The organism is Propionivibrio sp., from assembly GCF_049316945.1.
Taxonomy (GTDB): domain Bacteria; phylum Pseudomonadota; class Gammaproteobacteria; order Burkholderiales; family Rhodocyclaceae; genus Propionivibrio.
The window spans coordinates 1-11,038 of sequence record NZ_JBMOJE010000145.1; the positions used below are offsets into that span (position 1 = coordinate 1).

The 11,038-nt window shown below is 56.5% G+C and carries 10 protein-coding genes and 1 tRNA gene; 8 read left to right on the top strand and 3 right to left on the bottom strand.

Annotated features, from left to right (window positions below):
- The coding region (locus tag ACOYNV_RS22530) for a linear amide C-N hydrolase (RefSeq protein ID WP_422902052.1) at positions 1-439 on the bottom strand (439 nt) is incomplete at its 3' end.
- Between the two features lie 345 nt (positions 440-784).
- Entirely contained in the window at positions 785-1,981 is a 1,197-nt protein-coding gene (locus ACOYNV_RS22535) for a trans-sulfuration enzyme family protein (RefSeq protein WP_422902053.1), read from the bottom strand.
- Positions 1,982-2,167: 186 nt separating this feature from the next.
- Here ACOYNV_RS22535 and ACOYNV_RS22540 point away from each other — a divergent pair, with 186 nt between their 5' ends.
- From ACOYNV_RS22540 to ACOYNV_RS22565, 6 genes are all read left to right on the top strand, one after another.
- Positions 2,168-3,184, top strand: a complete 1,017-nt coding sequence (locus ACOYNV_RS22540; protein WP_422902054.1) for an amino acid ABC transporter substrate-binding protein — start codon at positions 2,168-2,170, stop codon at positions 3,182-3,184.
- The gene (locus ACOYNV_RS22545; protein ID WP_422902055.1) at positions 3,165-4,154 is read left to right on the top strand and encodes an ABC transporter permease subunit; all 990 of its coding nucleotides are present in this window, start codon (positions 3,165-3,167) and stop codon (positions 4,152-4,154) included. The genes ACOYNV_RS22540 and ACOYNV_RS22545 overlap by 20 nt, the downstream gene beginning before the upstream one ends.
- Positions 4,154-5,188 carry an amino acid ABC transporter permease gene (locus tag ACOYNV_RS22550; protein ID WP_422902056.1) on the top strand — a complete coding sequence of 345 codons (1,035 nt, stop codon included), beginning with the start codon at positions 4,154-4,156 and terminating at the stop codon, positions 5,186-5,188. The genes ACOYNV_RS22545 and ACOYNV_RS22550 overlap by 1 nt, the downstream gene beginning before the upstream one ends.
- A 243-nt stretch (positions 5,189-5,431) precedes the next feature.
- Complete coding sequence (locus tag ACOYNV_RS22555; RefSeq protein WP_422902057.1) at positions 5,432-6,937, top strand: endonuclease/exonuclease/phosphatase family protein; 1,506 nt, start codon at positions 5,432-5,434, stop codon at positions 6,935-6,937.
- A 131-nt stretch (positions 6,938-7,068) separates the two neighbouring features.
- Entirely contained in the window at positions 7,069-8,664 is a 1,596-nt protein-coding gene (locus ACOYNV_RS22560) for a phospholipase D-like domain-containing protein (protein ID WP_422902058.1), read from the top strand.
- A 16-nt stretch (positions 8,665-8,680) separates the two neighbouring features.
- Positions 8,681-8,824 carry a hypothetical protein gene (locus tag ACOYNV_RS22565; protein ID WP_422902059.1) on the top strand — a complete coding sequence of 48 codons (144 nt, stop codon included), beginning with the start codon at positions 8,681-8,683 and terminating at the stop codon, positions 8,822-8,824.
- Positions 8,825-9,056: 232 nt separating this feature from the next.
- Here the strand turns inward: ACOYNV_RS22565 and ACOYNV_RS22570 are convergent, their stop codons facing one another.
- Positions 9,057-9,902: an IclR family transcriptional regulator gene (locus ACOYNV_RS22570; RefSeq protein WP_422902060.1), complete on the bottom strand. Its 846-nt coding sequence runs from the start codon at positions 9,900-9,902 to the stop codon at positions 9,057-9,059.
- Between the two features lie 80 nt (positions 9,903-9,982).
- On the opposite strand from ACOYNV_RS22570, the gene ACOYNV_RS22575 reads away from it, so the two are divergent.
- Together ACOYNV_RS22575 and ACOYNV_RS22580 are read left to right on the top strand one after the other, a co-directional pair.
- On the top strand, positions 9,983-10,678 hold the full coding sequence (locus ACOYNV_RS22575; protein WP_422902061.1) for an AAA family ATPase: 696 nt from the start codon (positions 9,983-9,985) through the stop codon (positions 10,676-10,678).
- 220 nt (positions 10,679-10,898) lie between these two features.
- Positions 10,899-10,975: transfer RNA gene (locus ACOYNV_RS22580), tRNA-Met, on the top strand.
- The last annotated feature ends 63 nt before the right edge of the window (positions 10,976-11,038 follow it).

The window sequence follows — 11,038 nt, forward strand, 5'->3', positions numbered from 1 at the left end:
CGACAGCCTCCGCCACGGTGGTGAAGTTGTCCAGGATGTATTGCGTCCAGGCCGCGATGGATACCTGCGGCCGCGCGTCGCTCTTGTCTCCGGGGTATTCACTTTCAACAAGGAAAAGCAGGTTGGCGACCAGGCCATGCTCGTTCATGCCGTCGGCAGTGCCGGCTTCGTAGACTGAAGCGATAACACTGCCGTACTTGCTGGTCCACTTGAAACCCTTGTCGCCCATGCCGCCATCGCGCTTCATCCCGCGCGGGAAAATCCAGAGGTTCGTATGCATGTCCTCTAGCCAGTCCATGCTTCTGCCGGTAATGGTCTGGCCCTCTTGACCGAAGTACACGGCGCGGCTGCAGGCGGAAGCGGTTTGCGTCGGCAACATCGTCAAGGACGCGCAAAGCAATGCGATCAATGAGGTTTGCCGCAACTTGGTTCTGATCATGTGAGCGCTCCTTTGGTGGCGTGATGGCAAAGACTGCCCAAGGTCCGAGTTCATATTGCCGGTGGCATGATCGACAGAAGGGGGCAGTTTCGGTTCCCTTCTTTCGTTACGTACCATCTGAGCAACGGCAGTCAAGTGAGTCCTGCGCATCACCAAAGCACAACAGCAAGCACTGAACGGGAAAGCATGGATCGAACACGCTCTTTCAAAGCGTTGCCCTACAACCCGCATCAATAGGTCATCTTCAGGCAGCATGCCCGGGAAGGCTCATGTACATTGCCTCCTGGCGCATGCCTTTGAAGATGCCCGTATTCATTGGCTTGCAGAGCATCTATCGGACATCGCCTATCCTCGCGCCATTGCGTCGAGCGCCTGAGCCAGATCGCCTCGCAGATCCCCGACCTCTTCGATTCCCACCGACAAGCGTAGCAGCGAATCGCCAATACCGAGCCGGGCGCGCTGTTCGGCCGGTATCGTCGCATGGGTCATGATCGCCGGGTGCTCGATCAGGCTTTCGACGCCGCCCAGGCTCTCGGCCAGCGTGAACAGTTCACAGGCTTCGAGGAAGCGCCGGCTACCGGCCAGATCGGTGTCGAGTTCCAGCGCGATCATGCCGCCGAAGCCATACATCTGGCGGCGTGCCAGAGCGTGCTGTGGGTGCGAAGGCAAGCCGGGGTAAGTGACACGACGAACGCCCGGCTGTGCTTCCAGCCAGCCGGCCAGTTCGAGTGCGTTCTCGCAGTGGCGCTGCATGCGCACGTTGAGCGTCTTCAGCCCGCGCAGTGCGAGATAGCTGTCGAACGGGCTGGCGATGGCACCGACGGCGTTGTGCAGGAAGGCCAGGCGCTCGGCGTTTTCAGCATTGTGCGGCGCGCCGCTGGCGATGGTGGCGCCGCCGATGATGTCGGAGTGACCGTTCAGATACTTGGTCGTCGAATGCACGACGAAGTCGAAGCCGAGTTCGAGCGGGCGCTGGATCCACGGCGTAGCGAAGGTATTGTCGACCACCGAGATGATGCCGTGGCGGCGGGCGATGCTGGCCAGCGCTGTGAGATCGACCAGGCGCAGCAACGGATTGGTCGGCGTCTCGACCAGCAGCATTCGCGTTTCCGGTCGGATCGCCGCTTCCAGCGCGGCCGGGTCGGTGAGGTCGACGTAGCTGGCATCGAGGCCGGCGCTCCTGCGGCGCACACGTTCGAGCAGGCGGTAGGTGCCGCCGTAGAGGTCATCGCCAGCGACGATGTGGGCGCCGGTGTCGACCAGTTCGAGCACGGTGGCGATGGCCGCCAGCCCCGAGGCGAAGGCGCAGGCACGGCTGCCGCTTTCGAGGTCGGCGATGCAGCGCTCGAAGGCAAAGCGCGTCGGGTTGTGCGAGCGTCCGTAGTCGAATCCCTTGTGCACGCCGGGGCTCTCCTGCACGAAGGTCGAATTGGCGTAGATCGGCGGCATCAGGGCACCGGTCGATGGGTCGGGCGTCTGCCCGGCGTGGATCACGCGCGTGCCGAAGGCGTGGCGGCGGGAGTTGGAATCGGATTGGCTCAAGATAATGTCCTGCGCAAAGGGTTAAGGAAATAAAGGCGGGTGACCAGACAATAGAAGTGTATCCCGTCAGCCAAGGACATGGGCATTGCATTCATGCGGTTTCCCTGTTTGTGGGAAAATCGGACAACCTTCCCCCCAAGCGAAGCCATATAAATCTCCCGTGAAAGTGTGACGATGAAATCTCCAATGCTAAAGTTGGCGTGCCTGGCGTTGGCTGCGCTGGGCCTGATCGCCCCCGCCGCGCACGCCGGCAAGACGCTGGATGCCGTGCGCCAGCAGGGCCGCATTACTTGCGGTGTAAGTACCGGCTTGCCCGGTTTTTCCGCTGTCGACAGCAAGGGCAACTGGATTGGTCTCGACACCGACATCTGCAAGGCGCTGGCCGCCGCGGTACTGGGTGATGCGAGCAAGGTCAAATGGACGCCGCTCAACGCTCAGCAGCGCTTTACGGCGCTGCAGTCAGGCGAGGTGGACGTACTGTCGCGCAATACCACGTGGACGCTGACGCGCGACGCCTCGATGGGCCTGCATTCCACGGCGATTGTTTATTACGACGGTCAGGGCTTCATGGTGCCGAAGAAGAGCAAGATCACTAGCGTCAAGCAGCTCAAGGGCGCCGAGATCTGCGTGCAGTCCGGGACAACGACCGAGAAGAACCTGACCGACTACTTTCGTGCGCAAGGATTGAAAGCCAAGCCGGTCGTCTTCGAGAGTTATGAAGCCTCGCTCAAGGCCTTCTTCTCCGGGCGCTGCCAGGCCTATACGACGGATGTATCGAGCCTTGCGGCGATCCGCGACAAGGAGGTGAAAAATCCCGAGGATTACGCGATCCTGCCCGAACTGATTTCCAAGGAGCCGCTTGGGCCGATGGTGCGGCGCGGCGATGACGAGTGGTTCGCCATCGTCAAATGGGTGGTGTATGCGCTGATCGAGGCCGAGGAACTGGGCATCAATCAGGACAATGCCGAGCGCCTGAAGGCCAGCCCCGATCCGGCCGTGCAACGCCTGCTCGGCAGCGCCGATGACACCGGCCGTTTGCTCGGGCTCGACAAGGACTGGGCCTATCGGGCGATCCGTGCGGTCGGCAACTATGGCGAAGTATTCGACCGCAACCTGGGCAGCAACTCGTCGCTCAAGCTGCCGCGCGGCAGCAACCAGTTGTGGACCAAGGGCGGTTTGATGTATGCGCCACCGCTTCGCTGAATCGGGTCAAGGTTCCGGCCGGCGCGATCTGCTCTGGCAGGGGCTGGCCGTCGGCCTGCTGCTGCTCGCCGCCTGGCTGGTCGCCGGGAAGGTGGAGTCCGAACTGGCAGCGCGCGGTATCCGTAGCGGTTTTTCCTTCCTGTTGCAGCCGACCGGTTTCGAGATCGGCGAGAGCCTGTTCGAGTTTCACGCCGGTCTGCCCTATTGGCAGGCTTTTCTCGTCGGTTTCGCCAACACGCTGCGCGTGGCTTTGCCCGGCCTCGTGCTGGCAACCATTTTTGGCGCGCTGATCGGCTTCGGCCGGCTGTCGACCAACTTTCTGCTGCGTGGGCTGTGTGCCGCCTACGTCGAGGTTTTTCGCAATATTCCTTTGCTGTTGCAATTGTTGACCTGGTATTTTCTGCTGACCGAGAAGCTGCCACTGGTCGCCGACGCTGTCGAGTTTCTGCCTGGCTTCTTCCTGAGCAAGAGCGGCCTGGCCTTTCCCATGCTGGTTGATGGTGCGCTCGACTGGCCGCTGCGTGGTGCGCTGAACATTGAGGGCGGGGCGACGGTGACGCCCGAATATCTGGCCGTGCTGCTCGGCCTGGTCGCCTACGCGGCGGCGTATCTGGCCGAGATCGTGCGTGCCGGCATCCTCTCGGTATCGCGCGGTCAGGTCGAGGCCGCCGCTGCGCTCGGCCTTTCAGCAAGCCAGCGTTTGCGCTGGGTGGTGCTGCCGCAGGCACTGCGCCTGATTGTGCCGCCAGCCGGCAACCAGTACCTCAACCTGACCAAGAATTCCTCGCTGGCCGTCGTCGTCGGCTACCCCGACCTGGTGTCGATTGCCAACACCACGCTCAACCAGACCGGGCAAGCCGTCGAGTGCATCAGCATCCTGATCGCCGTTTATCTGTTGCTTTCACTGCTGACGGCGGCGCTGCTCGCACGCTACAACGAGCGTCTGCTGGGCAAGGCAGGGCAGGGCTGATGGGCTGGTTGCGGCGCAACCTTTTTTCTGGCTGGGCGAGCGGGCTGGCGACGTTGCTCATCGTCGCGCTCGGCCTTGATCTGTTGCCGGGCTTTGTGCAGTGGAGCGTCACGCAAGCCGTGCTAGCGCCGGACGCCGGGCTATGCCGCGCACTCGACGGGACGGGCGCCTGCTGGGGCGTGATCGCCGAGAAGTGGCGGCTCATTCTGTTCGGGCGTTATCCCTACGCCGAGCACTGGCGGCCGGCGCTGGTCACGCTGCTGCTCGTTGCGCTGTTCGTTTTCAGTGCAGTTGCCCGGCTGCGCATGTCGCGCTTGACCTTGGCCTGGGGCATGACCCTGCCGCTCTGCCTGATGCTGATGGCCGGCGGTGTCTTCAGCCTGACCGCCGTCGAAACGGCGCTGTGGGGCGGTCTGCCGCTAACCCTGCTGCTTTCGCTCGGGGCCATCGGCTGCGCCTTGCCCTTTGGCGTTCTTCTCGCTCTCGGCCGGCGCTCCGCGCTGCCGGCCATGCGCGCCCTGTGCAGCGTGTATATCGAACTGGTGCGCGGGTTGCCGCTGATCCCGGTGTTGTTCATGGCCGCTTTCCTGTTTCCCCTGTTCCTGCCGCGCGGGCTGGGCGCCGACGTGCTGCTGCGCGTCCTGGTGGCGCTGGTCCTGTTTGCCGCAGCGCACCTCGCCGAGGTGGTACGTGGTGGCCTGCAGGCGGTACCGCAGGGCCAGTTCGACACGGCACGCGCGCTTGGCTTCAATCAATGGCAGGTCCAGCGTTATGTGATTCTGCCGCAAGCTCTGCGCGCGGCTTTGCCGGCGCTGGCCAACAGTTTCATCGCCATTTTCAAGGATGTTTCGCTGGTCACCGTGGTCAGCCTCTATGAACTGACCGGGTCGCTTTCGCTGGCTCTGGCCGGAGACGCCGACTGGCGACCGTATTTCCTTGAAGGCTATCTTTTCATTGGCGCGATCTACTGGAGCGGCTGTTTTGCGCTGTCGCGCTACAGCCAGCGTCTGGAGACCAGGTTGTCAAGGAATTGAATGGTGCCAGAGCGGCTTATGATGTCCGGATGACCAGCCATGTATCCCTCTGAAGATGCTCTCCGTACGTTGGATGGCAAAACGAGAATTTGACGGTGGTTCGGAGGTCGGAGATACTTTGCCTCGTGCGTTTGAAAGGCCATTTCTTCACGCAAGCGTCTTCCGACGTTGATGCTTGGGGCACAGCCTCTACTTCTCTCAAGCACGTGTCGAATCAATCATTTGAGCCAGGACGGGGAACAGATGGACAAGATCAATCTATGTTATGCAAAAAGTCTGATCACCAGAAAAACTAAAGTTGCACAGCAGAATCTGTCTTTTGTCGTTTTGCTGGAGGACATCGCGTATGAAAAGAGCGTCGATGTCACGTGGGCTGGTGAAGACGGCGTTTGGCACACCCTGCCTGCGTTTTATCACAGCAGTGTCAATCACAATAGGGAATACTGGGTCGCCAGCATGGCGTTCCCTTTAGCGTCTGATAAGTCATTGCCGGGAAATATTCAGTTTGCCTTGCGCTATCAAGTGGCGGACGGGGAATATTGGGATAACAATCAAGGTGAGAATTATTCCATCCAGGCCGATTCCGGGATCATGGCAGGGCATGACTTCCCGATACTGAATACTGGATTCGAGTGCAGCCTGCCTGACGGCGAGAGAATCCTGCCCATCGCTGTGGCGATAGATAGTGCTCTGGAAGCCCAAAGAGTCACTATTCATTGGACCAGCGACAACTGGAAGACAACGCACACGTCGCCCTGCCGTTTCGCCCGGAACCACTGGGACACGGAGCATCTCAGCAACGCCAGGAATCCCAATCAATACGGTTGCCAGATCTGGAATGCAGCGCTGCAGGTCAACGATGCCTTTCGGGTGAAATACAAGATTTCCTATGACACACCGCAGCGCGTCATGTGGGATGACAACTTTGGCCAGAATTATGTCATCCAGCGTCCGCTGCTGAAAGTGCTGATACTGAATCTGCATTGCTGTCAGGAAGAGAATCAGGATTTCAAGCTGTCACAAATCGCGAAGGCGATTGACGAGCAGGATGTCGACATTGTCTGCCTTCAGGAGGTGGCGGAACTCTGGAACAACGGCATGGGCGACTGGGAAACGAATACGGCGAGAATCATCAACGAACGCCTCAAGTCTCCCTGTCATCTGGTGACTGACTGGTCGCATATCGGCTTTGATCGCTATCGGGAGGGTGTGGCAATTTTGAGCAAACATCCGATCGAAAGGCATGAAGGACGATATGTTTCAAATAATGACGATCCCTACAGTATCCACTCCAGAAAAGTTGTCATGGCTCAGGTCAGGGTGCCCCATGTGGGATCGATCAATGTTTTTTCATCCCATCTGAGTTGGTGGGATGATGGATTCCCCGCGCAATTCGAAAACCTGCGCCTGTGGGCCGCCAACGAACACACCAGCGCATCAGCGGCAACAATGCTGTGCGGGGATTTCAACATCAAGGCGGGTTCAAAGGGGTATCAGCACGTGGTCGAGTCGAACGAATATGATGACCAATACCTGTTGGCAAACTCGCCTGATATCTTCCGAACGATCTTCGAAGTCGAGGATTCTCCCTGGTACCGTTATCTGGAAAAGGATCATCGGATTGATTATATATTTCTCCGCAAGGGGAGCGATCTTTGCGTTACCACGGGTCGGGAGGTGTTCTCCGATCAGGATTATGGGCGGGTGTCCGATCACGTCGGTTATCTGATGACATTCGTGCCGTTGTGACTGCGGGCACGACTTAGAGGAACATTTGGCATGCTTTCAGCTCTTATTATTTTGGATTCTTTGAATCGGCGAAGAACCTGATTCACCCACCCATTTTTTACCAAGACCCAAACAAGAAGGGCAGTTGGAATATGAATACAGCAGAAGAATATGCGGTTCCGGTACACGGAAATCTGGGCGGATCTTTCGTCCGCGTGAACGACTTCAACGAGCCATTTCAACTCCGTTTTGGCCGGATAAACTTCGATGTGTCGTACGGCGTCAAGGTCAATCTGAAGGTTATTCTGAAGGTTCATCGGGATAACGATATTTGCGAAACCTTCATTGTCGATACAGATCCCTATGATATTCAATGGAATTTTCATCGGCGGCGCACCCGGGACTTTTATATCAACCCCTCGTCGAATATCTTTGGACACATCAATTGTGTCAAGTTTGCCTTTGTCGTGCACCTCGATGAACACTCCATTCCATCGCAAATGGAATACATCTTCATGGATCACGCTCAATTGATGGGGGAGCATCCGCAATATCGAAGAATCACCGCCGAGTGGGCAACGCAAAACAGTTATCACACCTATGAGGGGAATGCCTGGGAATTGCAGAATGACGTCGATTGGTACAACCATCATTTCGACTCTTTGCAACTGATCCCGAAGTTTACCAAGGGGCAGCCTTTTCATCCCTATCATCCCAAACGCTATATCCACGATCACATCGACAAGGTCATACGTTGCAAGCAGGATGATCCCAACCGTCTTTGCACCATCAAAGTCAGTGTCGATTGCATTGACGACACCGACTTTACGCGGCACCTGGTGCATGCGAGTCATAAGGGGGTCTGGGTCCAGTGCATTGTCGACTGGAGAAAGATGACGCTCACCAACAGTCCGAACTACGGGCTGCTGAAACGTGCAGGAATCGAGTTGCTGGGGGTTTTCTGTACCCCGCAGCACCACCTCATCGAGGTTGATCCCGATATGCACACCAAGTTCATCATCTTCAATGATGAGGACTGCATTCTGGGTTCGTTCAATATCACATTTGATCGATGGTGGGCGAATTGGGAATCAGGAATGACCTTTCATTCCAAAGGCGTATGCCGTCTGCTCGACAACGTGTTTCAGAGCGAGCGCGGCGGAGTGAATCAGAAATATGGAATTGACCCCCTCAGCCACTTCAATTTGCTCTATACCTTTGGCCGACACACCCTGCTTGACGGCAAGTACTACCGTCCGCACCAGGCCATCCTGGCGGAAATTCACAGGGCAAGGCGTTCGCTCAAACTGACGCTGTTCCTTATAGGTGAACTCCAGGGCGAGCACGGCGATAGCGTGGTCGATGCCCTGATACAGGCGAAGCACCGCGGGGTCAATGTGCATATCCTTTTCAATGGACATTTGGCGCGGCAGGGTCGGGTTGGAGTCGAACGAACGATGGAAGAGGAGTTCAATCGCCCACTCCTGCCCGCCGTGCAACGACTGAAGTCGGCAGGCATCCCTGTGGGACTGGTATATGGGCAGATGGATAGCCCGATACCCTATTCTCCGATTCACTCCAAGTATTGCATCATCGACGAAGAGACTGTCATCGAAGGAAGTTTTAACTGGTACAACACCTCGTCATTTTCACATGACTTGACGGTGGTGACCAGGCATCGCGAAGTGGCGCAGGCGTATCTTCACGAGTTCGACCAGATACAACGTCTATTCAGAATCTATTATTGAAAACAGGAGGTAGGGAATGGTGGGCCTGCAATCGTTACGCATGGCCGGGCACATCGACAATGTTCAGTTGGTGGCTGCTGATCACCAGAAGCGAGGACGGATGACGGTTCCCCGGGCATCGAAGGCCATTGCTGCATCGATTCCCGGGCACGCCTGGTAGGCATCGCGTGCCGTGACCATGTACTGATGGCCGAAAGGCCGTGTGCCGTGCTCGATAACCTGCGCGAAATCGTTGCGTGATCAGCTTTTCATGTGCTCGACACCAGGTTCTCTGTTCAGAGAGCAGAAATGGCAAATCCCGTTTCTTGCCAATTGGGCAAACAGCCCGTATTGCCATTTGAGTAATACATGTGAGGTCACGGCTGGAATGTGTTTACTTTGTCTTGTGAGAATTATTTCTTCAGTTTTTTTGGAATGGCAATCTCTTTCGCGGATTGCGAATTTTCAGTTTCCCCATGGCCCAGTCGTTTAGACAGGGTTGCTGCGGCTTCTTTGATGCTTGTTGCAAGCGGACTGTCCCACTCCATGTCAAAGTGGCCGATGGTTCCAAGGGATGTGATTGCAGCGATCATGCGGTCTGTGTGATCAAAGACCGGAGTGCTGAAACCGTTAATCCCTGGTGTCATGCTGCCGCTGGCTCGTGCTATGCCGTGGCTGCGGATTTCTTCAAGCTGGTTTTCCAGATTGAGTGTCACTGCTTCCAATGTTGAATGGGTCGCGTCAGCTTTGGCGCGCAACTCTGCATCGAGCTGCTTCTTCAAATACGGTGAGCGGTAGAAAGCCGTAAACGCAAGACCTGTGGCTGACGTTGTCAACGGCAGAACGACACCTGTTCGCAGGGTGATGGTGATCGGTCCTCCAGCTTCGACCCATCGCACGCAGGTGGCGCCATGATTGCCCCACATGGCAAGAGCAACAGTCTCTCCTATTCGCTCGCAAAGGTCATCGAGAACCGGTGCTGCGAGACGCACGGGGTCGATCCGGGCAAGGCTTGCCAGACCGAGTTCCAGCGAAAAGCCTCCCAAGTCATAGCGTCCTGTATTCGCATCTTGTTCGACAAGGCCCATCCGCATGAAACTCACCAGATAGCGATGCGCTTTTGCGGCGGGCATCCCGGCGTTTTTTGCTAGATCTCGCAGCATCATCGATCGGCCATTGGCGGCCAGGGCACGTAAGAGTCGTGAGCCAACTTCGATGGACTGGATTCCTTGCCGTTGTTTTTCCGGTTCAGTAGTCATGTTTTTTAGCGCCTGAAAACTAACATTATAATGTAGCGTTTTTGCGTTTGATGTACTCGGCACCAGGAGAAACAGCGTCCTTGCCTTTACATGCCTATAATCACAAACAGTATTTATTACGCCATTTGGCGCACCTTAACGGTTTCCAGGGAGAAAAAATGCGTTCAGTGCTCATTGCCAACCCCAAGGGAGGCGCGGGTAAAACCACGCTGGCCACCAATCTTACTGGACATTTTGCCAATGCTGGACACAAGGTCACCTTGTGTGATCTCGACCGTCAACAGTCTTCCCTACGCTGGATGGCATTCCGGGATTCAGCGATGCCTCCGGTAAATGGTTATTTTGCTGGCAACCAGATGCTGATCAGTCTCCCCAAAGAGCCGGACTGGGTCATTCTCGACTCGCCGGCCGGCCTCCAAGGCTACAAACTTACCGATTATCTACGGCTGGCAGATAAGGTAATTATTCCTGTCGTGCCGTCCGTTTTTGATATGGCTGCGACGGAAGATTTCCTTGTCTCCATCCGCAGTGATTTGCGGGGACGGCGAAACAACATTGGGATTGTCGCCATGCGCGTTGATCCGCGAACACGGGCGGCAGCGATGCTCGAAGAGTTTTTGAAACATTTCGATCTCCCGATTCTTTGTTATATCCGGAATACCCAAAACTACGTGAACGCTGCCGCCAGCGGGCTTTCTGTGTTCGATCCGCCGCGTTCGCGACATCGCCGAGATGTCGAACAGTGGGAGCCGCTGTTGCATTGGCTGAAAAATTAGGCTATAGTTCGCCCCCTTGCAGAAAAGCAGGCCGCACTTGTAACAGCAGCGCAAGTAAATTTAAAGTAAAAAGTATTGACGGGAAAAAATTAAGTTTGTTATAATTTGCCCCCTCCTAGCGTAGCAGGTCAGTCGGGTACGACGTGACAAGCAGGAATTGAAAATACTGTATTAAGTGTTTTAAAGGAAATAATCTAAAAAATTATTTTTCAATAACGGACGCGGGGTGGAGCAGTCTGGCAGCTCGTCGGGCTCATAACCCGAAGGTCACAGGTTCAAATCCTGTCCCCGCAACCAAGTAATACGCTCTTTAACAACATGACAATCGATAGGTGTGGGTTCTTGTTTTAGCTGATTATG

Coding starts and splice junctions, on each gene's coding strand:
- ACOYNV_RS22540 (WP_422902054.1), top strand. CDS start 2,168: ATGCTAAAGTTGGCGTGCCTGGCGTTGGCTGCGCTGGGCCTGATCGCC.
- ACOYNV_RS22545 (WP_422902055.1), top strand. CDS start 3,165: ATGCGCCACCGCTTCGCTGAATCGGGTCAAGGTTCCGGCCGGCGCGAT.
- ACOYNV_RS22550 (WP_422902056.1), top strand. CDS start 4,154: ATGGGCTGGTTGCGGCGCAACCTTTTTTCTGGCTGGGCGAGCGGGCTG.
- ACOYNV_RS22555 (WP_422902057.1), top strand. CDS start 5,432: ATGGACAAGATCAATCTATGTTATGCAAAAAGTCTGATCACCAGAAAA.
- ACOYNV_RS22560 (WP_422902058.1), top strand. CDS start 7,069: ATGAATACAGCAGAAGAATATGCGGTTCCGGTACACGGAAATCTGGGC.
- ACOYNV_RS22565 (WP_422902059.1), top strand. CDS start 8,681: ATGGTGGGCCTGCAATCGTTACGCATGGCCGGGCACATCGACAATGTT.
- ACOYNV_RS22570 (WP_422902060.1), bottom strand. CDS start 9,902: ATGACTACTGAACCGGAAAAACAACGGCAAGGAATCCAGTCCATCGAA.